The 25,763-nt window shown below is 36.8% G+C and carries 30 protein-coding genes; 25 read left to right on the forward strand and 5 right to left on the reverse strand.

The features are described 5' to 3' along the window. Nucleotides 1–151 precede the first annotated feature (151 nt). From A3H37_08570 to A3H37_08585, 4 genes are all read left to right on the forward strand, one after another. A complete protein-coding gene (locus A3H37_08570; protein OGL51073.1) occupies nt 152–418 on the forward strand; it encodes a hypothetical protein in 267 nt (88 codons plus the stop codon). Nucleotides 419–423: 5 nt separating this feature from the next. Beyond that, the gene (locus A3H37_08575) at nt 424–762 is read left to right on the forward strand and encodes a hypothetical protein (GenBank protein ID OGL51074.1); all 339 of its coding nucleotides are present in this window, start codon (nt 424–426) and stop codon (nt 760–762) included. 483 nt (nt 763–1,245) lie between these two features. Next, the gene (locus A3H37_08580) at nt 1,246–1,788 is read left to right on the forward strand and encodes a 5-formyltetrahydrofolate cyclo-ligase (GenBank protein ID OGL51190.1); all 543 of its coding nucleotides are present in this window, start codon (nt 1,246–1,248) and stop codon (nt 1,786–1,788) included. A 52-nt stretch (nt 1,789–1,840) separates the two neighbouring features. Next, entirely contained in the window at nt 1,841–3,394 is a 1,554-nt protein-coding gene (locus A3H37_08585; GenBank protein OGL51191.1) for a ribonuclease Y, read from the forward strand. A 58-nt stretch (nt 3,395–3,452) separates the two neighbouring features. On the opposite strand, the gene A3H37_08590 is transcribed toward A3H37_08585, so the two are convergent. Beyond that, nucleotides 3,453–4,196, reverse strand: a complete 744-nt coding sequence (locus tag A3H37_08590; GenBank protein ID OGL51075.1) for a hypothetical protein — start codon at nt 4,194–4,196, stop codon at nt 3,453–3,455. A 200-nt stretch (nt 4,197–4,396) separates the two neighbouring features. Here A3H37_08590 and A3H37_08595 point away from each other — a divergent pair, with 200 nt between their 5' ends. The 21 genes from A3H37_08595 to A3H37_08695 all read left to right on the forward strand — a co-directional run bounded on the left by A3H37_08595 (nt 4,397) and on the right by A3H37_08695 (nt 23,687). Continuing rightward, nucleotides 4,397–5,218 carry a biotin--[acetyl-CoA-carboxylase] ligase gene (locus A3H37_08595; protein ID OGL51076.1) on the forward strand — a complete coding sequence of 274 codons (822 nt, stop codon included), beginning with the start codon at nt 4,397–4,399 and terminating at the stop codon, nt 5,216–5,218. 157 nt (nt 5,219–5,375) lie between these two features. Then, nucleotides 5,376–6,335 carry a D-arabinose 5-phosphate isomerase gene (locus tag A3H37_08600; GenBank protein OGL51192.1) on the forward strand — a complete coding sequence of 320 codons (960 nt, stop codon included), beginning with the start codon at nt 5,376–5,378 and terminating at the stop codon, nt 6,333–6,335. A 25-nt stretch (nt 6,336–6,360) separates the two neighbouring features. After that, the gene (locus A3H37_08605) at nt 6,361–6,912 is read left to right on the forward strand and encodes a hypothetical protein (protein OGL51077.1); all 552 of its coding nucleotides are present in this window, start codon (nt 6,361–6,363) and stop codon (nt 6,910–6,912) included. After that, nucleotides 6,909–7,580 carry an LPS export ABC transporter periplasmic protein LptC gene (locus A3H37_08610; protein OGL51078.1) on the forward strand — a complete coding sequence of 224 codons (672 nt, stop codon included), beginning with the start codon at nt 6,909–6,911 and terminating at the stop codon, nt 7,578–7,580. The genes A3H37_08605 and A3H37_08610 overlap by 4 nt, the downstream gene beginning before the upstream one ends. After that, a complete protein-coding gene (locus A3H37_08615; GenBank protein ID OGL51079.1) occupies nt 7,577–8,122 on the forward strand; it encodes a lipopolysaccharide transport periplasmic protein LptA in 546 nt (181 codons plus the stop codon). Before A3H37_08610 ends, A3H37_08615 begins: the two co-directional genes overlap by 4 nt. After that, nucleotides 8,119–8,847, forward strand: a complete 729-nt coding sequence (locus A3H37_08620; protein OGL51080.1) for an LPS export ABC transporter ATP-binding protein — start codon at nt 8,119–8,121, stop codon at nt 8,845–8,847. Before A3H37_08615 ends, A3H37_08620 begins: the two co-directional genes overlap by 4 nt. A gap of 8 nt (nt 8,848–8,855) precedes the next feature. Then, complete coding sequence (locus tag A3H37_08625; GenBank protein OGL51081.1) at nt 8,856–10,316, forward strand: RNA polymerase sigma-54 factor; 1,461 nt, start codon at nt 8,856–8,858, stop codon at nt 10,314–10,316. Between the two features lie 36 nt (nt 10,317–10,352). Next, the gene (locus A3H37_08630; GenBank protein ID OGL51082.1) at nt 10,353–10,919 is read left to right on the forward strand and encodes a ribosomal subunit interface protein; all 567 of its coding nucleotides are present in this window, start codon (nt 10,353–10,355) and stop codon (nt 10,917–10,919) included. A 58-nt stretch (nt 10,920–10,977) separates the two neighbouring features. Next, on the forward strand, nt 10,978–11,442 hold the full coding sequence (locus A3H37_08635) for a PTS fructose transporter subunit IIA (GenBank protein OGL51083.1): 465 nt from the start codon (nt 10,978–10,980) through the stop codon (nt 11,440–11,442). 2 nt (nt 11,443–11,444) lie between these two features. After that, nucleotides 11,445–12,431, forward strand: a complete 987-nt coding sequence (locus A3H37_08640; GenBank protein OGL51084.1) for a hypothetical protein — start codon at nt 11,445–11,447, stop codon at nt 12,429–12,431. 9 nt (nt 12,432–12,440) lie between these two features. Continuing rightward, nucleotides 12,441–12,854, forward strand: a complete 414-nt coding sequence (locus A3H37_08645) for a hypothetical protein (GenBank protein OGL51085.1) — start codon at nt 12,441–12,443, stop codon at nt 12,852–12,854. Nucleotides 12,855–12,865: 11 nt separating this feature from the next. Next, the gene (locus A3H37_08650) at nt 12,866–13,351 is read left to right on the forward strand and encodes a hypothetical protein (protein ID OGL51086.1); all 486 of its coding nucleotides are present in this window, start codon (nt 12,866–12,868) and stop codon (nt 13,349–13,351) included. Nucleotides 13,352–13,356: 5 nt separating this feature from the next. Beyond that, complete coding sequence (locus tag A3H37_08655) at nt 13,357–15,495, forward strand: hypothetical protein (GenBank protein ID OGL51087.1); 2,139 nt, start codon at nt 13,357–13,359, stop codon at nt 15,493–15,495. A gap of 15 nt (nt 15,496–15,510) precedes the next feature. Then, nucleotides 15,511–16,218 (forward strand): hypothetical protein, encoded by a 708-nt coding sequence (locus A3H37_08660; GenBank protein ID OGL51088.1) that lies wholly within the window; start codon nt 15,511–15,513, stop codon nt 16,216–16,218. Between the two features lie 31 nt (nt 16,219–16,249). Then, the gene (locus tag A3H37_08665) at nt 16,250–17,014 is read left to right on the forward strand and encodes a hypothetical protein (protein OGL51089.1); all 765 of its coding nucleotides are present in this window, start codon (nt 16,250–16,252) and stop codon (nt 17,012–17,014) included. 3 nt (nt 17,015–17,017) lie between these two features. After that, nucleotides 17,018–17,296, forward strand: coding sequence for a phosphocarrier protein HPr (locus A3H37_08670; protein OGL51090.1), 279 nt, complete (start codon nt 17,018–17,020; stop codon nt 17,294–17,296). A 78-nt stretch (nt 17,297–17,374) separates the two neighbouring features. Beyond that, a complete protein-coding gene (locus A3H37_08675; protein ID OGL51091.1) occupies nt 17,375–17,572 on the forward strand; it encodes a 50S ribosomal protein L35 in 198 nt (65 codons plus the stop codon). A 12-nt stretch (nt 17,573–17,584) separates the two neighbouring features. Next, nucleotides 17,585–17,941, forward strand: a complete 357-nt coding sequence (locus A3H37_08680; protein ID OGL51092.1) for a 50S ribosomal protein L20 — start codon at nt 17,585–17,587, stop codon at nt 17,939–17,941. A 105-nt stretch (nt 17,942–18,046) separates the two neighbouring features. After that, nucleotides 18,047–19,063 (forward strand): phenylalanine--tRNA ligase subunit alpha, encoded by a 1,017-nt coding sequence (locus A3H37_08685; GenBank protein OGL51093.1) that lies wholly within the window; start codon nt 18,047–18,049, stop codon nt 19,061–19,063. A gap of 147 nt (nt 19,064–19,210) precedes the next feature. Beyond that, nucleotides 19,211–21,619: a phenylalanine--tRNA ligase subunit beta gene (locus tag A3H37_08690; GenBank protein OGL51094.1), complete on the forward strand. Its 2,409-nt coding sequence runs from the start codon at nt 19,211–19,213 to the stop codon at nt 21,617–21,619. Between the two features lie 142 nt (nt 21,620–21,761). Next, nucleotides 21,762–23,687 carry a hypothetical protein gene (locus tag A3H37_08695; protein ID OGL51095.1) on the forward strand — a complete coding sequence of 642 codons (1,926 nt, stop codon included), beginning with the start codon at nt 21,762–21,764 and terminating at the stop codon, nt 23,685–23,687. A 37-nt stretch (nt 23,688–23,724) separates the two neighbouring features. Here A3H37_08695 and A3H37_08700 read toward each other — a convergent pair whose 3' ends face one another. From A3H37_08700 to A3H37_08715, 4 genes are all read right to left on the reverse strand, one after another. After that, nucleotides 23,725–23,994: a hypothetical protein gene (locus A3H37_08700; GenBank protein OGL51096.1), complete on the reverse strand. Its 270-nt coding sequence runs from the start codon at nt 23,992–23,994 to the stop codon at nt 23,725–23,727. 356 nt (nt 23,995–24,350) lie between these two features. Further along, nucleotides 24,351–24,857: a hypothetical protein gene (locus A3H37_08705; GenBank protein ID OGL51097.1), complete on the reverse strand. Its 507-nt coding sequence runs from the start codon at nt 24,855–24,857 to the stop codon at nt 24,351–24,353. 367 nt (nt 24,858–25,224) lie between these two features. Continuing rightward, on the reverse strand, nt 25,225–25,443 hold the full coding sequence (locus A3H37_08710) for a hypothetical protein (GenBank protein ID OGL51098.1): 219 nt from the start codon (nt 25,441–25,443) through the stop codon (nt 25,225–25,227). Next, nucleotides 25,443–25,673 carry a hypothetical protein gene (locus A3H37_08715; protein ID OGL51099.1) on the reverse strand — a complete coding sequence of 77 codons (231 nt, stop codon included), beginning with the start codon at nt 25,671–25,673 and terminating at the stop codon, nt 25,443–25,445. The genes A3H37_08710 and A3H37_08715 overlap by 1 nt, the downstream gene beginning before the upstream one ends. Nucleotides 25,674–25,763 lie beyond the last annotated feature (90 nt).

Genomic DNA, 25,763 nt, shown 5'->3' on the forward strand with positions numbered 1-25,763 from the left:
GGCTGTTACACTGACATTTTCATGTGGCTACCACATACAGAAAAATCATTCTTGACATTTACTTTTATTCCATTTATATCTTGCCAAAAAACATTATGCATAACATAATGAATTTATTAGTTTATTTAGGAAAGGAGAACACTTTAATTATATGGAGCAAATGGAATTACTTGAGGATAAAATTGTTAAAATGATAGAACTCATGAGAAAATACAAAAAAGAAAATTCAAACCTTAATTCAGAGGTCAATGAGTTAAGAACTAAACTTGAGGAAAAACAATCTGTGAACAAAGAAAAGGAAAAGTTAAAGGATAAAGTCGAACTTTTGCTCAGCGAAAAAGAAAATCTTGTTAAAGAACGGGAGACCGTTAAGGTTGCAATCGAGAAGATTTTAAAGCATGTTGAAAATATCTTGTAAAACTTATGGACGAGAAACCAGAAATAGCAGGAAGTAAAGCACGGCAGATAAAAGTAGATATCTTAGGAAAAACATATACTCTGAAGGGAGACTCAGATTCTGAGTATATGGAAAAGGTAGCCGACTATGTAAATCAAAAGATGAAAGCATTATCTGTAAATTCTGAAATAGTAGATTCTTCGAAAATTGCTATACTGACAGCCCTGAATATTGCTGACGAACTGTTTAAGGCTAAAGATAAACTTGTGAATATAATCAAGACCAACGAAGAAAAGACATCAGATATACTCAACCGTTTAGATCAGGAATTTAGAAGTTCTAAAGATTTTCTTGAAAACCCTTAATAAAAAATATATAATTTAATTGAATTAATTTTATTTGTAATTTTTTGGTAAAATCATCGGGTAAGGTAAAAAGGAAGCATAAAAGTTTTTGAAAGATTTGAAAGAGATGAATAAAAAAAGTCCATGGAGAACTATTGTTAACTCAGTCGGAAGATTTTTTATAGAAAATAAACTGTTAAAAACTTCTTCTCTTCTATATTTTAAGATAAAAAATCTGCTACAAGATTCCCGTATAAGTAGCAGAAAAAGATTTTTCTGTATAGTTTCTGCTCCATGGATTAATCTCTCTCTATTGACTTGCTCATTATCTCTGCAATAATCTTTTATTTCTTCTGAACTTTTTCAGAAAAGTTCATCCTTATCCTGATTAATTTTGAAACTCCCTGCAGTAAGCTGTTGGGATTGTGCTGACTATGCATTTTAAGAGTATCTTTAATATTTAAGAGGGATATTTATTTGTCAAAAAATAAAATCCGGAAAGAAATGCTTTTTCGAAGGGAAAGGTTATCTGAAAAAACATCAAGTTTTTTTTCCAAAGCCATTGTGGAAAAAATTAATAATTTAAGAGAGTTTAAAGATGCAAAGACAATCTTCTGCTATATATCAAAGGGAAAGGAAGTCTGCACAGAAGATATAATAAAAAAAAGTATTTATATGAATAAAAAAATAATAGCACCAAGAGTAGATGTACATAAGGATAAAATTGTCCTCCATGAAATAAAAAGCCTGAAAAATGATCTCTCTGCAGGCTTCAAAGGAATTTTAGAGCCAAAATTGCATCTGCCTACTCTGAATAACATCAGGAACATTAACTTTGCTATAATTCCAGGAATAGCATTTGACAGAAACGGAAGAAGAATAGGTTTTGGAAAAGGGTTTTTTGATAAGTTACTTTCAAAAAAAAACCTGTATCCAGTCCTTTGCGGTATAGCTTTTGATTTTCAGATTATAGATGATATTCCATATTTTTCTCATGATATTTGTATGGACATCATTGTGAGTGAGAAAAGAATAATCAGGTGTTAATTTAAATTTTAAAAATTAAGGAGGATATAAATTGCCAGAAATTACTTATCTAATAATATGTTTTATTGCGGGGCTTCTAACAGGAGGTTTGTCTTTTGGTGTTTTATACTTTGTCCGCTCAAAATCCAGTGAAACGAAAATAGTCCAGGCTAAAGAAGCAGCGACAAAAATTCTTTCAGAAGCAGAAAAAGAAGCTAAAGGAATAAGAAAAGAAGCTGCCATTGAAGCAAAGGAAACTGTTTTAAAATCAAAAGCAGAATTTGAAAAAGAATACAGGGAAAAAAGAAAAGAACTTCAGATTCTGGAAAAAAGGCTCATGCAAAAAGAGGAAAACATTGACAGAAAGATAGATTTCCTCTCAAAAAAAGAATTTAACCTTCAATCGAGGGAAAATGAGCTGAAAAAGAAAGAGGAAAAGATTAAAAAGGATGAAGAAAACCTTAACAGCCTGACAATGGAATGCAAAAAAAAGCTTGAGAGAATTGCAGGAATGTCAGTTGTTGAAGCAAAGAATATGCTATTGGAAAGCATTAAGGAAGAAGCAAGGCACGAGTCAATCAAACATATTAAAAAAATAGAAGATGAAGCACGTGCACAGGCAGCTAAGAAGTCTAAGGAAATAATTGTGACAGCTATCCAGAGGACTTCATCAGATATTGTGCCAGAAACTACAGTCTCTGTCGTAGACCTTCCGTCTGATGAAATGAAAGGAAGAATTATTGGAAGGGAAGGAAGAAATATCAGATCTTTTGAAATAGCTACGGGTATAAACCTGATAATAGATGATACCCCTGAAGCAGTAATTCTTTCAGGGTATGATCCTATAAAAAGGGAAATAGCTAAAAGAACTCTGGAGCGATTGATTGCCGACGGAAGAATTCATCCTGGGAAAATAGAGGAAATTCTTTCTAAAGTAAGAGAAGAAATTGCTGTTGCAATACGTGAATACGGAGAACAGGCTGCCTTTGATTTAGGTATTCACGAGATACATCCTGAAATAATTAAGCTTCTTGGTAAATTAAAATTCAGAACAAGCTATGCGCAGAACGTTCTTGAACATTCAAAAGAAGTGGCAAGATTGTGCGGAATAATGGCTGCCGAGCTTGGAATTAATACAACTCTTGCAAAAAGAGCCGGGTTTCTCCATGATATAGGAAAAGCTATTGACCATGAAACCGAAGGCTCTCATGCGCTAATAGGGGCAGAGATGGCAAAAAAATACGGGGAATCAAGCCTCGTAGTAAATGCAATTGAATCTCATCATGAAGAGGCTGCTCCACAGTCTCTTGAAGCAGTCCTGATTCAGGCAGGCGATGCTTTATCAGCTGCACGACCTGGAGCAAGGAGAGAGATACTTGAAAGCTATATCAAGCGCCTTGAGAAATTAGAAGAACTGGCTTCTTCTTTTAAAGGGGTGGAAAAATCCTATGCCATCCAGGCAGGAAGAGAAATAAGAATCATTGTTAATAACAGCGAACTTTCTGATGAAGCAACTTATTCCCTTGCCCGTGACATTGCGCAGAAAATAGAAAAAGAGCTCTCTTATCCCGGACAGATTAAAGTCACTGCAATACGGGAAACAAGAGTTGTAGAATTCGCGAAATAAAATTAGAGGTTGTTTTTAAAAATTTGAAAACAATATCAGGGAAACAAAAGTTGTCAGATTATTTAAGCCTTAAATCTGACAACTTTTGCTCAAACTGAGTCAGTTCACTCAGCAATTCATTGACAACATCCTTTGATTTTGCAATTTTTTCTTTAAGGATTGCAATCCTTTCATTTAAATCCTCATTTTCTGCTGACGTTGTTTTCTGGCGATTTGTTTCATTTTTTTTGTTTAAAACCTCAATTACAAGCCTTGAAATATGCTTTAAAGTCTCAAAAACCCCTGTTCCGTCTATTGAGCATGATTTAATTACCTCGAGATTTCTGTCATTGATTACTGAATTCAGTTCCTCATCGCTGACCCTGTCCTGAATATCCTGTTTGTTAAACTGAAGCGCCATCGGAATTGAATAATAATCTATCCCCAGTTCCTCTAAATTTGCTTTCAAATTATTCATGCTTTCAATATTTGCTCCAATAAGGTCTCTGTTTGAATCAGCGACAAAAACTATTGCATCAACTCCCTTAAGAACCAGTTTACGGGTACTGTTATATTTTACCTGTCCCGGAACAGTGTAAAGCTGGAGTTTAATATTAAATCCCTTTACTTCACCTAAATCCATAGGAAGGAGGTCAAAAAAAAGTGTTCTGTCAGTTTCTGTTGCCAGAGAAATCAGCTTACCTCTGGTCTGAGGATTGGTTTTTTTACAGATATATTCCAGATTACTGGTTTTTCCACTAAGAGCTGGACCATAATACACAATTTTAATCACTACCTCTTTTGATGTGTAATTAAATAGCAAGCCAAAACCTCCTTGAGAATGACTCAACCAGATCAGAGAGTTTTACAGATAATTTCTTGAGTAATTTCTATTATTTTTCATTAGTCAGAGCAAGATTAACCGGTTGCATAACTTCTTAATACATATTATATTAGTTATTTAATTTAACTAAAAGTCAAGGCATTTTAAATTCATATTAAAAAAATTTTCAGTAATCTTGTTTGATTGATGGAATAATTTTGAAAATGATTAATGAATACGAAAAATTAACTTTGGATAAGATTTTATCTTTCTGCTCTTCATGGCTTTTCTCTGCTGACAACATAATATACTTCGAAGAAACCTCGTCTACAAATGATATAGCAAAAAAAATAGCAGGTGAAGGAGCACCGGAAGGAACCATTGTCGTTGCTGAATCCCAGACCCTTGGCAGAGGGAGAGGCGGGAAACAATGGGAATCACCCAAATATCTTGGAATTTATTTTTCATTTATCCTCAGGCCAAAGATAGATAAGGCGCTAATCCCTTATATCTCCATGATGGCAAGCATTGCAGCAGCAGAGGCGATAAAAGAAGAAACAGTCCTTGATACAAAGATAAAATGGCCAAATGATTTATTGATAAACGGTAAAAAAGTATGTGGAATGCTGGTTGAGGGAAGTACTGTAAAAGACAAGCTTGAATTTCTTGTTGTTGGCATTGGTATAAATGTAAACAATGAATTTTTCCCGGGAAGCTATTTATACCCTCCTACTTCTCTGAAAATAGAAAAGGGAATCCCTCTTTCAAGAAAAAAGATTCTTAAGCGTTTACTTGAAAAAACAGAACAATGGTACTCTGTTTTAGTCTGGCAAAAAGAAAGCCATCTAATATTAAAAAGATGCAAGGAATTATCGCATACAATTGGAAAAATTATATCAGTTAGAACAGGCAACGAAATATTCAAAGGCTATGCCTTGGATATTGATAAAACAGGATATCTCATATTAGAAAAGGAAAACGGAGAAATCAAAAAAATTCCTTCAGGAGAAATTATAATTTAGTAAAATAAAATTAAATATTTCAATGCAATTTTATCAGTTTTCTGCTAAAATCTTACCATTGAAAAGCCTTGACATTAAGCTGTGGAAATAGTATTTTTCACCAACATCTTTATAAGATTTAATTTAACTGATTTATTTAACCAAATTGTTTTTATATATGATACTCAAGACTGCAAAAAATGTTTTAAAAATTGAAGCTGATGCCATCAAAAAACTGATAACAAGGCTTGATGACTCATTTATCAATGCCGTTGATATCCTCTACTCCTGTAAGGGCAGAGTAATTGTAACCGGCATTGGGAAATCCGGATGGATTGGGAATAAAATCGCGGCAACTTTTGCAAGCACAGGAACACCTTCTTTTTTCCTTCATCCTGCAGAAGGGAGCCACGGAGACCTCGGCATGGTGGTAAAAGATGATGTTGTGCTGGCTATATCAAATAGCGGAGAGACTAAAGAAATCAATGAAATTCTTCCAATCATAAAAAGGCTTGGGGTTAAATTAATATCTTTTACCGGAAATTTAAATTCTCTCCTTGCAAAAGAAAGCGATGTAACCCTTGATGTCCGTGTAGACAAGGAAGCCTGTCCCCTGGGACTTGCTCCAACAGCAAGCACAACTGCAGCATTGGCAATGGGAGATGCACTCGCAATTTCTCTCTTAAAAAAAAGAGGTTTTAAAAAAGAAAACTTTGCCCTTTTTCATCCGGGAGGACAACTGGGGAAAAAACTGCTTCTCAAGGTAGAAAACCTCATGCATAAAGGCAATGAAATACCAATAGTCAGTGAAGATGCTTCAATGAAAAAAGCGATAATTGAGATTACTTCCAAAAAACTCGGAGTTACTATAGTTGTTGGTAAAAAAGAAAAATTGATTGGAATAATAACAGATGGCGACCTCAGGAGAGCTATTGAAAAGTACTCTGATATTATGGAAAGAAAAATGAGGGAAATTATGACACAAAACCCCAAAACAATAAAAGCTTCTTCTCTCGCAGTGGAGGCTTTAAGGATTATGGAAAAATATTCTATTACTTCAATAGTGGTTCAGGATAAAAACAAGAAACCCGAGGGAATAATTCATCTCCACAATATTCTTAAATCAGGAATAGTTTAGAATTTAACAGAAAGGTTTAAATCAGTTGAAAAATTCCTTTGACGTTGACACAAGGGCAAAAAATATAAAATTTATTATTTTAGACGTTGATGGCGTTCTAACTGATGGCAGAATTACATTTAACAGCAAAAATGAAGAGTTTAAATCATTTGATGTTAAGGACGGGCATGGAATTAAACTGGCACAGAGATGTGGAATCAAATTTGCAATCATAACAGGACGGTGGTCCCCAATAGTTGAAAAAAGATGTAAAGAGCTTAATATTGATGAAGTTCATCAGAACGCAGATGACAAGGCTAAAATATTTAATGAGATTTTAAACAAATATAAGATTAAAGAGGAGGAAGTAGCTTACATGGGTGACGACCTTGCAGATGTTCCTGTCTTTAAACGGGCAGGGCTTGCTGCAACAGTGTCTGATGCCTTTGACTATATAAAAAAAGAAGTTCACTATATAACAAAGCTAAAAGGCGGAAGAGGTGCTGTAAGGGAATTGATAGACTTTATTCTACAGAAACAAAGTCAATGGAATAGTATAATAAAAAAAGAGTTTTTTGACAGGGCAGGAGCAGAATGACAGGGTTATCATTAATAAAGAAGAACAAGTCAGCCATATATATCACAATGATTTTATTTTTATTAGTGCTGGTAGCCATATCAGGCTATTTCATGAACACTTCAAAAAACCTTGGCAATAAGAAAACCGAACTTACAAAAAACAAGGCTACCATAAGTATTCAACCGCTGGTTTTTTCTCAGGAAGTTGAAAATAAAAATAAATTTATCCTTTCAGCAGACAGTGCTAAATTTTTTCAGGAACAAGGCAAGGGAATTTTAAAAAATTTCAGCATTACTTATATCTATAACGGAGGGAAAAAGCTTACTATTTCAGGAGCAAACGCAGAAGTTAACATAAATGCCAACAGAGATTTTTCACAGGATATAAGCATTGCAAATATTTATTCAGGAGGAAAGATTACTGCTGTTTCCAGCGAAGGTTACAGGTTTGAAACAAAAGACCTCGTGTGGAACGGCGACAGGAAAGTAATTTCCACCAAAGAACCAATTACCTTCTATGGAAAGAATTTCAAGTTAACAGGGGAAGGATTGAATGCTGATATTAATAATGAAGAAATAGAAATAACAAGCAAAGTAGATGTCACTGCAGCACCGGAATCCTTAGACAAACTTAAGCCCGAAAACACTAATATTAAAAACCCTCTCGGGAGAAAGATCTATCAATGAGAAAAACAGGAATAAATATTTTCACAGGATTCTTATCTGCCGTATTCCTCTTGTTAATCTCCCTAAATATGGTGCTCGGAGAAACCTCTGTTCTGGACACATTTAGCAAAGGCTCGAACCAGAATGTTTCAATCCATATAACTGCTGACAGAATGGAAGGTTACAACAAAAAAAATCTTATTATTTTTTATGGAAATGTAAAAGCCATAAGAGGAGATACAACGCTTTGGGCTGACCGAATGGACATTTTTTTTGACAGGGAAGAAAAAAAAGTAGAAAGAATTGTAGCATTGGGCAGTGTAAGGGTTAATCAGGAAGACAGAAATGCCGTTGCATCAAAAGCAACCTATTTTGAAAATGGAATGAAAATTATTCTTGAAGGGAATCCAAAATTATGGCAGAAAAATGACCTCTTAAAAGGAAATAGAATTACTCTTTTTCTCAATGAAGACAGAATAGTAGTTGAAACCGCAGATGTTCAAATTCATCCTAAAAATGCAAATATTACTGGTAAAAAAACTGCAAAGGATGAAAAAAAATGAAGTCTTTGAATGTGTCAAACTTGGCAAAAACATACGGGGAAAGAAAAGTTGTTGATGACGTATCACTCAAAGTTTCAAGCGGTGAAGTCGTCGGGCTTTTAGGCCCAAATGGTGCCGGGAAGACCACAATTTTTTATATGACAGTAGGACTTGTCAATCCTGATGAAGGTAAAATATATTTAAACGGAGAAACCATTGAAAATCTCCCAATGTATCAAAGAGCAAGAAAAGGCATAGGATATCTTCCGCAGGAATCTTCCATATTCAGAAAACTCACAGTTGAAGAAAATTTTCTTGCAATCCTTGAAATGTATCCGCTTACTGATAAGGAAAGGAGAAAAGTCCTGGATGAACTCCTCAATGAGCTTCACATTGCTCATCTGGCAAAAAATAAGGCATTCACTCTTTCAGGAGGTGAAAGGCGAAGAGTTGAAATAACAAGGACACTCATTTCCAAACCGCAATTCATACTTCTGGACGAACCATTTGCGGGTATTGACCCTAAATCTATTGATGACCTGCAGCAGATAATCAACCATTTAAAGAATAAAGGCATAGGTGTTTTGATTACTGATCATAATGTTAGAGAAACTCTCCAAATCACTGACAGAGCCTATATAATAAACGAAGGAAAGATTCTTGAAGAAGGAATCCCTGATAAGATAGCAGAAAGTTCTAAAGTAAGACAAATATTTCTTGGTGATAAATTTCAACTTATTTCTTGAGATAAGATATGGCACTTGAAATTAAACTACAGTTAAAGCAGATGCAAAAGCTCGTAATGACTACCGAGCTTCGCAATGCAATAAAACTGCTCACCCTTTCAAGATTGGAATTACAGCAGCTTGTTCAGCAGAAACTGCTGGAAAACCCGTTTCTTGAAGAAGTCAATGATGAAACAGAAGATGAACTCGATGAACAGGACACATCATTGGCAGGTGAAAATCAAAAGGAAGATCCCGTTTCTGTCTCTAAAAAAGAAGAAGAAATAGACTTCAGAAAAAAAGCAGAAGAAATAAACTGGGAAGATTTTACACAGGCATATCAGGACAATTACGAAACCAACCTGAGCTCAGACTATCAGGACAAATCTCCTCAGTATGAAAACATTCTGGCATCCAAAGTCACTCTCTCAGAATACCTCACAAATCAACTCAGGCTTGTCTGGAGTTCAAAAGAAGAGTTTGAGGCAGGTTGTTTTCTTATAGGAAATCTTGATGAAAACGGATATTTGGCAACTCCTTTAAGCGAGTTGATTGAACAGCACCATTTAGATTCTTCAGTAGTTTATAAAGCCCACGAACTGTTGAAGAACCTGGAACCAGAGGGCATCGGCTCGCAGAATCTGCAGGAATGTCTTCTTGCACAGGTCAAGCATCAAGGCATTACAGATCCGCTTATTACAAAAATCATTTCAAACCATCTTCCAGAATTAGAGTTGTCTAATTTTAAAGCAGTTGCTGATAAATGTAATGTTGCAGAAAAAGAAGTTTTAGAAGCACTTAAGTTCATAAAAACCCTTGACCCAAAACCTGCAAGAAATTTTGGCGGTGATGAAATAAAGTATATTATTCCTGATATCTTTGTGGTTAAAGTTGATGATAAATATGTGGTTTATCTGAACGATGATGGTTTTAACAACTTCAGAATCAATCCTTTTTACAGAGAATTTCTCCATAAAAAGAACAGCGACAATAATGCCACAAAGACATATCTTGAGCAGAAATTCCGGTCTGCTTTATGGCTTTTAAAAACTATGAGACATCGTCAGCAGACAATCTATAAAGTGTCTGTGAGCATTGTTAACAGGCAGAAAGAATTTTTTGACCATGGCATATCCCACCTAAAACCAATGGTATTAAGAGAAATAGCAAAAGACATATCTCTCCACGAATGTACTGTAAGCAGGGTAACAAGCAATAAATATATGCACACTCCACAGGGACTGTTTGAGTTGAAATTTTTCTTTACTAGCGGCTTAACCGGAACAGAAGGAAGCCGCTATTCCTGCATAACGGTTAAAAATATGATTAAAGAGATTATTACGAAGGAAAATAAAGAGAAGCCATTCAGCGATAAAAGAATTGTGCAGATTCTGGAAGGACAGAATCTAAAGCTCGCACGCAGAACTATTGCTAAGTACAGGGAAGATTTGGGAATTCTTCCTTCAGCCAGGAGAAAGGAGCTGGTTTAACAAAGGATTTTATTAATCAAGAAAAGGAGGAACTTAGTGCAGATAACAGTAACTGGCAGACATATGGAATTAACCCCCACCTTAAAGGACCATGTTCAGTCAAAGGTAAGCAAGCTTAATAAGTACCTTGAAAATATCCTCGAAGCCCATGTGGTTTTATCTGTGGAAAAATACAGACACATAGCAGAGATAACCATCCACATGGATGGTGTTAATATTACAGGCAAGGGTGAAACAGATGATATGTATGCCTCAATAGACCAGGTTCTGGAAAAAATTGAGCATCAGATAACGAAAAGAAAATCCAAGCATCGTACACCGTCAAACAGAAAAGAGAACATTGAACAAAAATTAAGCAATAATTTAACCGCCTTGGAAGAAAGGAACAGTCTTGAAACAGAAACATTTGCAGGTCAACTGGTCAAATCATCAAGATTTGAACCGAAACCAATGTCCCCTGCAGAAGCCGTTATGCAGTTAAAAGTTTCATATGATCAATTTTTAGTATTTGCTAATTCGACAACGAATGTTATAAATGTGGTTTACAAGAAAAAGGATGGTAATTTTGGACTTATAGAGCCTGACATAACTCACAATCATTAATATTGTGTTTATATGAAAGGCGAAAACTCTATCTTTATGTACAAAATTGGATTTGAGAATGAAAATATCAGATATTATGAAAGAAAGAGGTATATTACCAAACCTTGCTTCACGTGATAAATTAGGAGCATTAAGGGATCTCGCTAATCTTCTGGTAACTACTTTTAAACTAAAAGAAGATGCAGAAAAATTAGTAAAAATCCTGGAAGACAGAGAAAAACTCGGAAGTACAGGAATCGGAGACGGTATAGCCATACCTCATGGTAAGCTATCATCCCTCAAGGAAGAGTTGCTGGTGCTTGGAAGGTCAAAGGAAGGAATCGATTTCAATTCCATGGACGGAAAACCAACTTATCTGTTTTTTCTCCTGATGGGTCCCGAAGAAGCTGCTGGAATCCATTTGAAAGCCCTGGCAAGGCTTTCAAGGTTGCTTAAAAATGCTTTATTTAGAGATTCTTTGATGAAAGCCGGTAATTCCGTTGAAATGATGGAAATGATTAAACTTGAAGATTCCAAATACTGAACATGATGAAAAAATTCATCCAGGTCAAGGATTTGATTAATGAAAAGGGGAAAGAGTTTCAACTCTCCGCTCTGACAAATAAAACAGGCTTTGAAAATATAATCAGTTCTACGCGGGCTCAAAAAGCCGGATTGGTGTTAGTTGGATTTTTAGAGCATCTCATCCCTTCCGGTATCCAGATTTTTGGAAATTCTGAAATTTATTTTTTAAAAACTCTCCCATGTAAAAAACAAAAGGAAGTCATAGATAATTTTTTTGCATCTAAAATCCCTTGTTTGGTAATATCAAAAACGCCATCTATCCCTGAAGTAATTTATGAATCAGCAAAAAAGAGAAAAGTATCTGTGATTAAATCCAACCTTTACAGTTCCAATCTTATATCAAATATCACTTCATATCTGGAAAATCGCCTGGCTCACACAATAACAATTCATGGAGTTATGGTGGAAGTATTTGGAGTCGGAGTTCTTCTCCTCGGGAAAAGCGGAGTAGGTAAAAGTGAAATAGTTTTAGACCTCATTGTAAAAGGACACCGGCTTGTTGCAGATGATGTGGTTGAAATAAAAAGAACTTCATTAAATACAATTGAAGGACAAAGCCCTATAGCCATACGCCACCATATGGAGATACGCGGGTTAGGCATAATCAACATAAAAGACCTTTTCGGGGTCACTTCAATCCGCATTTCTAAAAAGGTTCATCTTGTTGTTGAACTGGAAGAATGGAAAACCTCCTATGAATATGACAGACTCGGGCTTGATGAGAAGACACATGAAATTCTTGGCATAAAAATACCAAAGATTGTAATGCCCGTTGCGCCTGGCAGAAACATGTCAATGATTATAGAAATTGCGGCAAGAAATTACTTGCTTAAAAAAATGGGCTATCATTCAGCTGAAAAACTGAACCAGAAGCTGATTTCAAAAATAAATGAAGAAGCCCGTGCAGTCAGAAATGAGAGAAAAGCAAAAAAACAATTATTATTTTAGGATTTAACTATGGTAGGTGCCGTCATAGTAACACATGGAAATCTCGGTGATGAGATTGTCAAATCTGCTGAGACGATTATAGGCGTTCAGAAAAAATTAAAGAGTGTGGTAATAAAGCATGAAGATAGCGAAGCAACTGTAAGAGAAAATATCTCAAAAGCCATCAGTGAAGTTGATGACGGAGATGGAATTCTTATATTCACAGATATGTTTGGCGGAACTCCTTCGAACTTGAGTCTGTGCTTTCTTGAAGAAAACCGTGTCGAGGTTGTAACAGGAATAAATCTCCCTATGCTGATTAAATTCTCATCAGAAAGAAAAAAAGCACCCCTGCCGGAGCTTGCAGCAATCATCAAGGAATATGGCCAGAAACATATTCTGGTTGCAAGCCAAATCCTTCAAAAAAACAAAAGCGGTTTATAGGAGATTTTTCATTGAATTGCATATTTTTTCATGTAGATGACAGATTAATTCACGGTCAGGTGGTAGAAGGGTGGATTAAGTTCCTGCATGCAACCAAAATCGTCGTAATTGATGACAGAGTTGCCAGCGATCCCTTTCAAAAATCTATAATGGAAATTGCCGTTCCGTCAGATATCAAAGTCTGCATATCAACAGTTGCAGATTCAGTAAATAAAATTAAAATCTGTTCAGAAGGAAAGGAGAACACTGTGGTTTTGTTTTCAAATCTGGAAGATGTCTTCAAGGCTGTCACGCTTGGTATCAAACTGGATAAGCTTAACCTCGGAGGATTAAGGTTTGAAAAAGGTAAAAAACTAATCTCGAAGACGATTTTTCTGAACGAACAGAACGCTGAAATTCTTAAAAAACTAATGAACTTTGGGGTTGAAATAAATATACAGTCAATACCTTCTGAAACCCCAAAAAATATACAACAGGTATTAGGAAAAATTTTTTAAATTTAATGGGAAAGATTCATTTTTCACTCGCAATACACAACCATCAGCCCCTTGGTAATTTTAACGAAATCTTTGAAATTTCTTTTAATAAATCTTATCTACCATTCCTTGAAATTGTGAAGTCCTTTCCCTATATCAAACTTGCTTTACACTACTCAGGAATACTTCTTGACTGGATAATAAAGAACCATCCGGATTTTGCAGAATCATTAAAATTGCTTATCTCTAACGGCCAGATAGAGCTGCTCTCCGGAGCTTTTTACGAGCCAATTCTTACCAGCCTGAATAAAGCTGACAGACTTGACCAGATTAAAAAGATGAACGATTTTATTTTCGAAAATTTTAAATATACTCCAAAAGGACTCTGGCTCGCGGAACGGGTATGGGATTCAAACATAATTGAGTCCATTGCTGATGCAGGGCTGGAATACGCTATTGTAGACGACTTCCATCTTATCTCAGCAGGTTTGAGAAGGCAGGATACATACGGATATTTCACAACAGAAGAAGAAGGCAGAAACATTGCATTATTTCCCTCTAACCAGACTCTCAGATACCTCATTCCGTTCCACCCTCCTGAACAGACTATCAATTTTCTCCATAATGAAAGCAATGAACAAAAGGACCCTCTTTTTTTTATGGGAGATGATGGGGAAAAATTCGGAATTTGGCCAGGAACCTACCATACTGTTTATGAGATGAGATGGCTGGAGAGGTTTTTTAATTCCCTTATAGAAAACTATAACAAAATTGCAATAATAACTCCTGGAGAATACTTAAAATCCCATCCTCCTGTCAGCCAGATATACCTTCCTACCTGTTCATACCAGGAAATGATGGTATGGGCTCTTCCAACTCCTGCTCAGAAAAAATTCAGGAAAATAGCAAAAGAACTTCAAGGCAGAGAGGATTTGAATGAATATCTTGGTTTTATAAAAGGAGGAGTCTGGAAAAACTTTTTTGTAAAGTATGCTGAATCAAACCTTATATACAGGAAAATGCTTCATCTTTCAAACAGGATAAGAGGCTTTAATTTCAAGTCCGAAAAAAGAAAAAATGAAGCATTGGATTTTCTTTTTCAGAGCCAGTGCAATGATGCATACTGGCATGGAATATTTGGAGGACTATATCTTCCTCACCTCCGTTCAGCAATATACTCATCGCTGATTAAGGCAGAAAAGATTCTTGAGGAAGAAATTTTTGGCGGGAAAAATTTTCTGAATATTGAATCTGTTGATTTGGATAATGACTCAAAGGAAGAGCTTATATTGAAAAACAAATTTCTAACTCTCATCATAAAACCCGACAAGGGCGGAAGCTTGATTGAATTTGACTATAAACCAAGAAACTTTAACCTTGTGAATTCTCTTATCAGAAGAGAAGAAGCATATCATGACGATCTTTTAAACCTTGAAAAACACCATGGAGAAAATTCTGGTTCTGAAACAAAAACAATTCATGAAACTGCTTCCCAGAAAGAATCAGGACTTTGCGAGCACCTGAGCTATGACTGGTATCAGAGAAACTGCTTGATAGACCATTTTTTTGATACCTCTCTAACACTTGATAATCTGAAAAAAAATCTTTTCAGGGAGCAGGGTGATTTCATACTTAATCCATATAAGTATCATTTTTCAAAAAGGGTTATTGATATGGATTTAACGCTTGAAAGAGAGGGAACCGTAAACAAAAATTTCAGAGTAAAGGTAATAAAAAATATCAACATTTCCATCAATACGAAAAGAATTACTTTTACATACAAAGTTATCAATAATTCAGATTCAGTTCTTGACACTGTTTTCGGGACAGAATTCAATTTTGGCTTGTTGGGAGGAAATTCTCCTCTTCATTTTTTTGAAATAGATACAGAAGGAACTCCTGTAAGGTTTAACCTCGCGAGCAGCGGGGAAATCGATAAGATTAATTCATTCAGAATAATCAATCAGTGGGATAAATTCTTTCTGGCTTTTCAGTTCACTAATTCTCCGAAGTTCTGGAGATTCCCGATAGAAACAGTCAGTAATTCAGAATCCGGATTTGAAAGGATATACCAGAGTTCAGTATTGATTTTCTCTTGGCAAATCAGTTTAAATAAGGGAAAAGCATGGGAAACAGCTTTTTCGCTGAATCTTTCTGAAATCTGAAGGGTAGCACTTCAATTGATAAAAAACATTTTTATTGCTTCATTAATAGGAAGTCTGATTGGTCTTGACAGGACTGCGGTTTTTCAAACAATGGTTTCCCAGCCAATTGTCACAGCCCCTGTTATTGGTTTTCTTTTTGGAAATTATACAGCAGGAATTGCAATCGGCATCGCTTTACAGTTAATCTGGCTTTTTTCACTCCAGATTGGTGCAGCCATAGTTCTAAACTCAACACTGGCGTCAGTGATAGTTACATCCTCAACCATAGAAATGATGAATACAATAAGCGGAGAGAACAAAATGTTCACGGCAATTGCTGTTTTTTCTTTTTTGCTGTGTTTGCCATTTCTTTTCATTGAGCAGAAAATGGACATGCTGGTAAGAAAGGTTAATGTCTTCTGGTCAAAAAAAGCAGAAGAGCTTATAAATGAAGAAAAATTTTCTGCTATAGGTTATGCAAATCTTTCAGGGATTTTCTTTTTCTTCTTGAAAAATTTTCTTTTTCTTCTGGTCTCTACTATTATTATAACCGGAATAATCACTATGAGTTATCCTGTTCTGCCATCAAGTTTTTTTGAAGGGCTAAACCTTTTTTTCATACTGATGCCTCTCTTGGGCATTGCAGTTGTTCTTGAAAGTATCCTGATGAAAAAAAACTATATCTATTTTTTCATAGGACTTTTTATTGCAATTCTTTTAAAAATTGTACTGGAGAATATGTGATAAAAAGGCAACCCTGTAAATCTGCGGATAAATGACAATGAAAAAAAAATTATCAAAATTCACATTACTAAGAGCTGCTTTCAATTCCTTTTATATCCAGGCTTCATGGAATTTTGAAAGGATGCAGGCGCTGGGTTTTGTCCATTGTCTGTCAAGGGCTGTAAGGACACTCTATGATGACCCGTCAATGGTTAAAAAATCACTGCTTCATCACCTTGAGTTTTTCAACACAAATCCATATCTTGCGTCAACAATTGTCGGGGTGGTCCTGAATCTTGAAGAAAAACACTTAGAAAACAAGAATACAGACATTGATTCCGGCGCCATAAAGGCAAGATTAATGGGACCCTTTGGAGCTATTGGTGATTCGCTTTTCTGGGCTACCTTCAGGCCGTTGGCAGCAATAATCGGAACCTTCCTTGCTTTTAACGGGATAAAAGCAGCTCCCGTCTATTTTCTGATTATTTATAATATACCGACTCAGGCAATAAGGTTTGTCGGGCTTTTTAAAGGATATCAGTTCGGGCTAGAGGTTGTTGACAAAATAAAAAAGCTCAATCTAAACCTTTATATGTCAAAGATGAAGGGATTTTCCTGCTTTTTGCTGGGCCTTTTCCTTGGAACATATATCTTGTCCTCTTCATTTCATCTTAAAAATATGTGGGCTCCAGCAAATGTAGTTTTGGGTATAATTTTAGTTAATGCCTTTATGCTGGCTTTGAGGAAAAAAGTCCCGCTGGTTGCATTAATATATATTCTGACAATCATCTGCATTGGCATAGGATATATGAATTAAAATATGGAAAAAAATAAAAATACTATAAAGATGACAATAAAAAACAAGCTCGGACTGCATGCAAGGGCTGCGGCAACACTTGTCAAACTGACAAACAAATTCAACTCTGAAATCTCTATTGAGAAAAGTGGTCAGGTTGTTAACGGAAAGAGTATTATGGGAGTGATGATGCTTGCAGCAGCTAAAGGACACGAAATATGGGTCACTGCCGAAGGCGAAGACTCAAATGAAGCCCTTGAAAGCATAAAACAGCTTGTATATGATAAGTTTGGTGAAGAATAAAATTAAAAAATAACGCATTTTATACTTGACTTTTTTCCTCAGTTTAAATAATTATACCAAAATTTTTCAGGACATACTATGCCTAAACTTAAGACAAATAAAAGTGCAGCAAAAAGGTTTAAAAGAACACGTAGTGGAAAACTGAAGCGTCATACTGCCTATGCAAGCCATATTCTGACTAAAAAGACCAAGAAAAGAAAGAGAAAGCTTAGAAAAAACCGTATGGTTTCAAAGACAGATATGAAGAGATTGAACAAACTGCTGCCCAATTCATAGAAGGGTCGAATAATGCCACGAGCAAAACGAGGGTTCAAAGCCAGGAGAAGAAGAAAAAAGATACTGAAAATGGCAAAGGGCTACTGGGGTGCCAAAAGCAGGAGCTATGCTATTGCGGCTCAAGCCATTCTTAAAAGCCTGACTTACTCATATATTGGCCGCAAGCAGAAAAAGAGAAATTTCAGAAAACTCTGGATTACAAGGATCAATGCTGCGGCAAGAATTAATGGTATCTCATACAGCAAATTAATTTCAGGTTTAAACAAAGCTAACATTAAAATTAACAGGAAAAGCTTATCCGAGCTCGCAATAAAAGACCCGGGTGATTTTTCTGAAATAGTTACAATTGCCAAAAGTAATCTATCTTAATAATTTGCAGGTATGATTTTTCAGGCTTTCCTTTTACTCTTCTGAAGGATTAAACCTTTTAATCCCTTTAGACTTATCAAACTGCTTTCTAATAATAAGACTGTTATGGAAAAAAAATTATCATTAATAGCATCAAAGGCGCTGGAAGAAATCCAGCTCTCAAAAACAAGCTCAGAGCTGTCCAGTCTCAGGGTCAAATATGTTGGAAGAAAGGGAAGCCTTACAAATATATTGAAGGAGCTTAAAAATCTTCCTGTTGAAAAAAGGGCTGAAGTTGGAAAATTCGCAAATGAAATTAAGAACTCGATTGAAAAAGCCCTTGAGGGAAAAAACAGACACCTGAAGAATTTAGAGACAGAAGAAAAATCCAGCAAAGATACCATAGACATAACTCTCCCCGGAAAAGAATTTCAAATTGGCAGAAAGCACTTAATAACCCAGATTCTTGATGAAATAGTTTCCATATTCCTCCGTCTTGGATTCAGCATTGAAGAAGGACCGGAAACAGAACTTGACTACTACAACTTCGAAGCCCTGAATATCCCCAAAGACCACCCTGCAAGAGACATGCAGGATACTTTTTATATTTCTGATGAGGTTCTTCTCAGAACACATACATCACCTGTGCAGATAAGGGCTTATCTTAAAAGTAAGCCTCCGATTCAGATTATCGCGCAGGGAAAGGTTTATCGCCGCGATGCAGATATATCGCATCTTCCGATGTTTCATCAGATTGAGGGGTTTCACGTTGATGAAGGCATCACCTTTTCTGACCTCAAGGGAACACTTGAAACATTTATCCACAGCATGTTCGGAAATGACGTTGGCTTGAGATTCCGCCCAAGCTTTTTCCCGTTTACTGAACCAAGCGCAGAAGTAGATATTGCCTGTGTCATATGCAAGGGAAAAGGATGCAGGGTCTGCAAAAGCAGCGGATGGGTTGAAATTCTCGGATGCGGAATGGTTGACCCGGATGTTTTTAAGAGAGTTGGCTACGATGATGAAAAGTACACCGGATACGCATTCGGAATGGGAATTGAAAGAATTGCTATGCTCAAATACCAGATAGATGATATAAGATTATTTTTTGAGAATGATTTGAGGTTTCTCAATCAGTTTTGAAAAATACATAAATTTTAGCAGGACAAGAATGTCCTGCCTATCGACCTGCCTACCGCAGGCAGGTAGGCGGGGTTTTCTTACCCCGCCAAAGAAATTTTTTACAGGATAGCGGCAGGTCTCCTGACCTGCCTTTGAGGAAATTTTCAGATGAAAGCAACCATAAAATGGCTTAAAGAATATGTTGATTTTGATTTTTCACCTGAAAAAACAGCCAGTATATTTACAATGGCAGGCATTGAGGTGGAGAAAATTTTATATTTTGCCAAAGGCATTGAAAACGTAATAGCAGGGAATATTCTCTCTTTTGAAAAAATCAATAGCGAAAAGAAATTGTTTCTGTGCAGTGTTGACATAGGAACAGAAGCCTTAAATATTGTTACCGCAGCCTCGAACATAAAAAAAGGAATGTTAGTGGCGGTTGCCCCTGCCGGAACTTTGCTCCCTTCAGGTTTAAAAACTGAATCTCAGAGTTTCAGAGGAATTGATTCTGGCGGCATTTTATGCTCTGAGCAGGATTTAGGCATCGCTGACCACTCAGACAAAATCATTGAGCTTCCTGAAAATTCAGCAATTGGAAAACCAATACCTGAACTTATTGATTCAGAGGACACGGTGTTAGAACTGAGTCCAACTCCAAACCGCCCTGATTGCCTGAATATCCTCGGGCTTGCAAGAGAAATATCAGCAATCACAGGAAATCCGCTGAAACTTCCAAGGATAAAAATCAATGAATCAGAGTATGATAATTCAAAGTTAGTATCAATAAAGATAGAGGAGCCAGAGCTCTGCCCTAGATATACTGCAAGAATCATACAAAAAATAAAAGTATCAGAATCACCTCCCTTCATCAGGCGCAGGCTTAAATCTGTCGGCATAAGGTCAATAAATAATGTTGTGGACATAACCAACTATGTGCTCATTGAATTAGGGCATCCCCTGCACGCATTTGATTACAACCTTATTGAAGGGAAAAAAATTGTTGTCAGAAGAGCAAGAAGTGGTGAAAAATTTAAAACCCTTGACGGGGTGGAAAGAAACCTAAATGATGAGACACTGCTTATTGCTGACAGCAACAGGGGAATTGCCTTGGCTGGAATAATGGGTGGGCAGAACTCTGAAGTTTCTGAAAACACCACAGACATTCTTCTTGAGAGCGCATATTTTAATCCTGTAAATATAAGACGGAGTTCAAAATATTTAGGGCTTTCAACTGAAGCATCTTACAGGTTTGAGCGCAGTGCAGACCCTGAAATACTGAAATTTGCATCAGACAGGGCTGCAGACCTGATACAGGAAATCTGCGGAGGGAAAATCGCTGCAGGAATAATTGACGAGTATCCAAAAAAAATCCAGAGAGAGCCGTTTTTATTCCGCCACCAGAAAGCAGAAAAGATTCTCGGAATAAAAATTCCGGAAAACCGTGTTTCTGATATAATTGAAAAGTTGGGAATGGAGATTCAGGAGAAGACTGATTCAGCAATAAAAGTCGTTCCTCCATCATACCGTCCTGACCTGACAAGGGAAATAGATATTATAGAAGAGGTGGCAAGGATATTCGGGTATCCGAATATTCCAACCACCTACCCTTCTCCAAGCCTCTATCATAAAAGAAAGATTGAAAAAACTCCCCTTGTTTCAGAAATCAGGAATATGATGACCGGGTGGGGGTTTTCAGAAGTAATCAACTACAGTTTCATTGACGAAAGGGTTCTCGAAAAGCTCGGCATTACAGATAAAAGCCCTCTTTGCAATTTTGTAAGATTAAAAAATCCTCTTAGCGAGGAACAGAATATACTGAGGACAACACTAATTCCCGGTCTTTTAGCCAATCTGGAATTAAATACAAAAAGATTTCTTTCTGACATTAAGATATTTGAAACAGGAAAAGTATTTTTCAGCAAAGGTTCTGCAGAGCAACCAGAAGAAAAAACCTGCTTCTCGGGTCTGCTTTCAGGAGAATATGAATCAAAATCATGGATGAATATAAAACGCAGAATGGACTTTTTCGATGCAAAAGGAATTATAGAAGCAGTCTCGAAGCATTTCTCAGTCACACTCTCTTTCCGTAAACACAAAGACAGGTATAAATTTCTTGATTCAGGAAAATCAGCAGAGATATTTTTAAATTCAAAACCCTTGGGATTCTTAGGAGAGCTTCATCCGGAAATAGCTGAAAGATTCGAGATTCTCCAGTCAGTTGCGGTATTTGAAATCTGTCTTGATGAGTTACTGCTAAATACAGGAACTAACCCTGTATACAAACCTATTCCAAAAAATCCACCAACTTACAGGGATATTTCTATAATTTTACCTGAAGCATCAGGCTTCAATGAAATAATGGATATAATCAGAAAAATAGGCGGAGAGGTTCTCGAAGATGTAAAAATCTTTGACCTTTTTAAAGGAAAGCAGGTCCCGGCAGGAAAAAAAAGCATGACTTTTTCGCTTGTATTCAGAAATCCCCAACGAACACTCACAGACAAGGAAGTTGATGATATCAGGCTCAATATCATAAACGAGCTTAACAAAAAATTAGGCGCAGAATTGAGGACTTGAAAAGCAAGGGTTCTTTTGTGATAAATTCAAAATACTAAATCCCAAACAATTTCAAATGACCAAAATCTAAAACTCAAAACAGTTCAGAACATTAGAATTTAGGATTTGATTTCAGCATAAATATAACATGAGATGATATCCTATGAAATCTTCAGGAGCAATTTTAAGAGTAAATCTCTCATTAGGGAAAATTTCAAAAGAACCTCTTCAGGAAAGAATGAAACGGGATTTTATTGGAGGCAGAGGGATAAATTCAAGAATCCTTTTCAGCGAAACATCTGTATCCACAAAACCCCTCTCACCCGAAAACAAACTGATTTTTGGCGCAAGCCCGCTTTCAGGCACACAGGCACCAGCAGCAGCCCGTTTCACTGTTACATCAAAATCGCCTCTCACAGGAATTCTCGGAGATGCAAATGCAGGTGGTTTTTTTGGCCCTGAACTAAGGCTTGCCGGATATGACCACGTAATCGTTGAAGGAGAATCAGATGGGCATGTATATCTCTGGATTAACAATGACAGGGTTGAGATAAGAAAAGCCCGGCATCTATGGGGCAAAAACACTTGGGAGACAGAAGAAGGAATAAGAGGGGAACTAGGAGACTCAAAAATCCGCATAGCTTCAATCGGACAGGCAGGTGAAAACAAAGTCCTTATTGCCTCAGTAATGCACGAGGAAAGGGCTGCTGCGCGCTGCGGCATCGGCGCAGTAATGGGAGCAAAAAAATTAAAGGCTGTTGCTGTAAGGGGAACGGGGAAGAGAGAAGTGGCTAAACCTGAAGAATTTAAAAACCTGATAAAAGAGCTTCACAAAAAAGCAGCAGAATCAAACCTCGCAAAGTCAATATCAAAATTCGGGGGAACTTCAGGAACAATAGCCACAAACAGAATGGGGATTCTTGCTTTGAAAAATTATAATCAGACAGCAGGATATGCTGAGGCTGAAAAATTTGACCCTGAAAAAATTGCGGCAGAATTCTTCACCTCTTCAAAATCCTGCTTCTGCTGCCCTATTCATTGCGGGAAAAGGTTTGAGGTAAAGGAAGGTCCGTTTGCCGGAGAAAAAGGAAACAAAATTGAGGAAGGCTGCCTTACACCCTTTGGACCCACAATACATAATTCCTATCTTCCGTCAATCTTCAAAATCAACAACATGGTAAATCAGTATGGCATTGACTCCCTTGACTGCGGAACAATAATCGCTGTTGCAATGGACTGGTATGAGCAGGGAATCATTAATTCAAAAGATACAGATGGCATTAACCTCACATGGGGAAACTATGATGCGGTAATTTCCCTCATACACAAAATTGCGTCACGGGAGGGGTTTGGAGATATTCTGGCAGATGGGATTGTAAAGGCTGCAGACAGAATTGGCAAAGGTGCTGACAAGTTTATAAGCCATTCAAAAGGAATGGTCTTTGGCGGAATTGATATAAGGATTCCAAAGGGAATGGCACTCTGCCTTGCGACCTCAACAAGGGGATGCGACCATTTAAGGGGAAGCGTGCCAACCGAGTTTGGAACAAAAAAAGTAAGCGAAGAAGAAGTAATAAAAAAATACGGAACAACTGAGGTAATGAAGCTCAACTCCTACTCAAAAGCCCCTGTTGCAATCCACTACCAGCACCTTGCTGCAATAACCGACGCTCTTGAAATCTGCAGGTTTGCAAGCGAGTCTAACGGAGGCGGACTAAAACTGGAGGATATGGCAAAACTGCTTTCCCTTGCTACAGGAACGGAATTTACCCCGGAACATCTGCTTCTTGCAGGAGAGAGAATATTCAATCTCGAAAGAGCCTATATTGTGAGGGAGGGGATTACAAGGAAAGACGACCATCTCATTGGCAAGTGGATTGAGGGCAAAGTCCTGTCAGGACCGCATAAGGGCGAGTTCATAGACCCTCAGAAATGGGAAGAGATGCTTGATGACTATTACGCAAGACGCGGATGGGATAAGAACGGAATCCCAACACAAAAGAAATTGTCAGAGCTTGGTCTGAAAGAACCAGCAAATGAGCTAAAAAACTTAAATAAATCTCCACGGACTAAAGTCCGTGGTTTCTAAGCGGAGATGACCGTCTCGCCGGAATGCCTTCGCTTCGCTACCGACGGCCAATGATCCCCAGTCTTGAAAGACTGAGGTTTCCTGACCGTTTTGATAAAGATTTTATAAATATAAACTCCATAGATGGAGCCTCAGGCTTCATTGAAAAGCCTTTTAATATTTTTGATATCAAAAAGGTACTTGCCTGCGCGCAGGGAAAAAGCCTTTCCAGATAATATCCCGCCTGTTTTGTGTAAACGCCAAGAAAAAATATTCTCCCCTGCCCTGATATAATCCTGCGCTGCTGACTGCTATTTGTGTCAACCACAAATAGAAATGTCCTCTTTTAAAAAAATTAGGAATTTTTTTGAAAAAGTTTTACTTGATTCTAAAGTAAAACTTTATACAATGAAGTTTAGTGTTAATTATGTTGAATCATGAAAAGAACCTTATTGAAGGAGGTAAAAGAGGATGGAAAATTTCTTAAAGATTCTCACAATGCCAGATAACATACCAATAGCCTTTATGTTCTTGATTTCAATCTTTTTAGGCTTGTTAGCCTTCAGGAAAGCACTGAAGAACGATAAGCTTATCAGTGAAGGCAGGAAAGATGAGATAATTGAGGAGATGGAGAAGTAGAAACAGACCTTCAGGTCTGTTGTTAACAGGTCTAAAGACCTGTTTCTACATTAAATCATTCTCTCTTAACAACCTCACAAGTCTTTCTCCATTTATCAGTTCAAGTTGAACTCCGGCAGCAGCGTTTAAAGCCTCTACTGTAAAGAAATGAGGCGTTATTAGAATCCCCTTCAAGGCTGATTCTCCTTTAACATTGTCAAGAAGATTTATAATATCTGTTGAATTAACAAGTTTATCTTCCTGAAAACAAAGGCAGTGGACAATAAACTTCCCTCCCTTTATTGGCTGTGGGTCATAAACAGAGAAGTCCACACAATTTGAATTTGTAGCGATAATTTCATTTATTCCAAATCCAAGCCTTATCAGCAATTTTTTTATTAAATCTATAAAGTCTTCTCTCGGCATGATTAAGAGGGGATTAATCTGCTGGTTGTTGATATTAGAGTAGTAATGAGCTTCAGGAGTTTCAGGAGTGGTCTTCCTGTTTATCAAAAGGAAGATCAGGATAAATCCTATTATTACAGCGCCTAAACTGATTATTATAACTGACATAATTTTTCGTTCAGCGTTCAGCGGCAAAAAACCTGATTGCCGTCATTCCCGTGAAAACGGGAATCCATGGTTCGACAGGCTCACCATGCATCCTGAGCTCGTCGAAGGACTGGATTCCCGCTTTCGTGGGAATGACACAAGATAACCCTGTGATAAACGGCAAAAGCTGCTTTCATCTCCCCAGCAAGCTGGGGAGTATTCAGCAGTATTTTTTTATAAACGGCAAAAGCTGCTTTCATCTCCCCAGCAAGCTGGGGAGTATTCAGCAGTATTTTTTTATAAAAGTGATAAGGATAGGAATGAGTATAAGTATAATGGCAGCTACTATCTTATGTAAGAGAGATAAGGAAAATTTTTTCATATCTTCCTACTTTACTGCCTCTACTGGAAGATTCTCTATGTTGACATTAACAATATCTGAGAGCTTAAACCTTTGACTCACATCAAGGACTTCTATTCCTATTAGTTGACCTTTCTCATCAAAATCTACTACTACTCCATCTTCTATTTCTTTACTCTTTGCAACATATTCCTCTTTGAAATACACATAAATGGCATCTGCCTCTTTGCTATATTCTATTTTCATCAAACACCTCCTTTATCTACCACACTTATAATTAAAATTTCCTTTGAAAACTCCTTATAGGTTACTTTCAGGTATCTTTGCCCAATTCCCTTGTAAAGATTAATTCTTCCTTTTATTGATGTTTCACTCTTATCTGGCTCATTTATAACCGAAAAAACTTCTTCCTCTGAAATCTTTCTCCATTTCATTCTTCTCTTTGCGTGTCTATCAAATCTTATTGGTTTGTCCATTCAGGTTTTCTAATCTTCGATATACTCAATGTATCTACTCGTGATATAAGTATTATATAATAATATAAGTCAAATGAGTTTTGAGACAAA

The sequence above is a fragment of the Candidatus Schekmanbacteria bacterium RIFCSPLOWO2_02_FULL_38_14 genome (genome assembly GCA_001790855.1).
GTDB lineage: Bacteria > Schekmanbacteria > GWA2-38-11 > GWA2-38-11 > GWA2-38-11 > 2-02-FULL-38-14-A.

Coding starts and splice junctions, on each gene's coding strand:
- A3H37_08570 (OGL51073.1), top strand. CDS start 152: ATGGAGCAAATGGAATTACTTGAGGATAAAATTGTTAAAATGATAGAA.
- A3H37_08575 (OGL51074.1), top strand. CDS start 424: ATGGACGAGAAACCAGAAATAGCAGGAAGTAAAGCACGGCAGATAAAA.
- A3H37_08580 (OGL51190.1), top strand. CDS start 1,246: ATGCTTTTTCGAAGGGAAAGGTTATCTGAAAAAACATCAAGTTTTTTT.
- A3H37_08600 (OGL51192.1), top strand. CDS start 5,376: ATGATACTCAAGACTGCAAAAAATGTTTTAAAAATTGAAGCTGATGCC.
- A3H37_08610 (OGL51078.1), top strand. CDS start 6,909: ATGACAGGGTTATCATTAATAAAGAAGAACAAGTCAGCCATATATATC.
- A3H37_08615 (OGL51079.1), top strand. CDS start 7,577: ATGAGAAAAACAGGAATAAATATTTTCACAGGATTCTTATCTGCCGTA.
- A3H37_08620 (OGL51080.1), top strand. CDS start 8,119: ATGAAGTCTTTGAATGTGTCAAACTTGGCAAAAACATACGGGGAAAGA.
- A3H37_08625 (OGL51081.1), top strand. CDS start 8,856: ATGGCACTTGAAATTAAACTACAGTTAAAGCAGATGCAAAAGCTCGTA.
- A3H37_08635 (OGL51083.1), top strand. CDS start 10,978: ATGAAAATATCAGATATTATGAAAGAAAGAGGTATATTACCAAACCTT.
- A3H37_08640 (OGL51084.1), top strand. CDS start 11,445: ATGATGAAAAAATTCATCCAGGTCAAGGATTTGATTAATGAAAAGGGG.
- A3H37_08645 (OGL51085.1), top strand. CDS start 12,441: ATGGTAGGTGCCGTCATAGTAACACATGGAAATCTCGGTGATGAGATT.
- A3H37_08655 (OGL51087.1), top strand. CDS start 13,357: ATGGGAAAGATTCATTTTTCACTCGCAATACACAACCATCAGCCCCTT.
- A3H37_08665 (OGL51089.1), top strand. CDS start 16,250: ATGACAATGAAAAAAAAATTATCAAAATTCACATTACTAAGAGCTGCT.
- A3H37_08670 (OGL51090.1), top strand. CDS start 17,018: ATGGAAAAAAATAAAAATACTATAAAGATGACAATAAAAAACAAGCTC.
- A3H37_08675 (OGL51091.1), top strand. CDS start 17,375: ATGCCTAAACTTAAGACAAATAAAAGTGCAGCAAAAAGGTTTAAAAGA.
- A3H37_08680 (OGL51092.1), top strand. CDS start 17,585: ATGCCACGAGCAAAACGAGGGTTCAAAGCCAGGAGAAGAAGAAAAAAG.
- A3H37_08685 (OGL51093.1), top strand. CDS start 18,047: ATGGAAAAAAAATTATCATTAATAGCATCAAAGGCGCTGGAAGAAATC.
- A3H37_08690 (OGL51094.1), top strand. CDS start 19,211: ATGAAAGCAACCATAAAATGGCTTAAAGAATATGTTGATTTTGATTTT.
- A3H37_08695 (OGL51095.1), top strand. CDS start 21,762: ATGAAATCTTCAGGAGCAATTTTAAGAGTAAATCTCTCATTAGGGAAA.
- A3H37_08705 (OGL51097.1), bottom strand. CDS start 24,857: ATGTCAGTTATAATAATCAGTTTAGGCGCTGTAATAATAGGATTTATC.
- A3H37_08710 (OGL51098.1), bottom strand. CDS start 25,443: ATGAAAATAGAATATAGCAAAGAGGCAGATGCCATTTATGTGTATTTC.
- A3H37_08715 (OGL51099.1), bottom strand. CDS start 25,673: ATGGACAAACCAATAAGATTTGATAGACACGCAAAGAGAAGAATGAAA.